The 1299-nt window shown below is 46.0% G+C and carries 2 protein-coding genes; both read right to left on the minus strand.

The features are described from left to right. Positions 1 to 867 (minus strand): LamG domain-containing protein (locus AC0QH1_RS01115; protein ID WP_324628889.1); only part of this gene is annotated, 867 nt, incomplete at its 3' end. A 189-nt stretch (positions 868 to 1056) separates the two neighbouring features. Beyond that, the coding region (locus AC0QH1_RS01120; RefSeq protein WP_324628890.1) for a hypothetical protein at positions 1057 to 1299 on the minus strand (243 nt) is incomplete at its 5' end.

Below are 1299 nucleotides of genomic sequence, written 5' to 3' on the forward strand. Positions count from 1 at the left end.
GTTGGGATATTTTAGCATTTTTTGGTATTGGTCTGGAAACTGTTTGATTCCTTCTGGGCCGCATTCCGGAATTCCCACTTCCGCTTTTGCAGGCATCCATTTTCCCGATGGCGTAAAGGTATAGGTGACTTCGGCGTTGGCAGCATTGCTAAATTCAAACCCGGTTTCGGAACTGGTTTGCACCTCAAATTCACCCATTTTTTCGTTCAATGGCAGATCGGTGACTTGAACCCAGATGGCGCTGGCAATCGTGCCGTTGTTGCCATTACTCGTTTTGTCTGTGGCTACAGTGCCCGTGTCTTCATCAAAAGGCCAGTATGCCACCAATCCGGGTTCGTTTCCCGCTAAGCGCTGGTTCATCGTGGCTTTAATTTCATCAGCAGAACGAGCGCGATTCCAAATGCGAACCTCCGCCATGTAACCCTTATAATAATCGCGAGGGTATGTCCCATCTAATTGGCGACCCATACAAAGGTTGGTATTGTCTGCGATTGACGTTCCTCCCGCAGGTCCTTTTGCTTTCACTTCCCCATTGATGTAGGTTTTGGCCGTTGTCCCATCATTAGAAATGGCGATATGATTCCATTCCTTCCATGTCACACTTTTGTGGGGCGTATCTGGCGTTCCTGAATCCGTTGATGCAGCGTTATGGAAGCGGTGTAGAATGCAACCTTCGTAGTAGAGCCAGATATTGTAGTTGCGACCGGCTTTACCGACTATTCCGTTCCAAGTTTCATTGGGAACTAGCTCGGGTTTAATCCACACTTCGACTGTGTAATCTTGAATCCGCAAGCTCGTGCTATCGGGAACATTAATCCAGTCATTTACTCCATCAAAACTTAATACGGTCTGGGTTTCGTTTGTCATTTTTTTCCTTGGTATTTTGAATTCAAAAATTGCTTGCAGCCCTATAATACTGCGGAATTGATTCAATCCAAGACTGACTGGGGAATAGGCTATTTAAACGGTTAAGCACCAAAATTGGAGGGGATGAGCTCCTCTAAATAGAGGAAATCGGTACATCCTTTACCCGCTTCCACCGCTCCTTGCCTAACCTTAACTATCCGCCGACCATTTCACGGTTAGGGTGCCAGTATTGTCCCCATAAGTGCCTACTACATCATTGACAAGGAAATTCAATGTTTCACCGGGTTTCAGAGAAATTTTGGTTTCCGGCGCGACTTCCGTAACTTCATTGGTTTTCGGATTAACGGCGAGTAAGGAAAATGCCGTATTGTTGGGATATTTTAGCATTTTTTGGTATTGGTCTGGAAACTGTTTGATTCCTTCTGGGCCGCA

Source organism: Phormidium sp. CCY1219 (assembly GCF_055795085.1).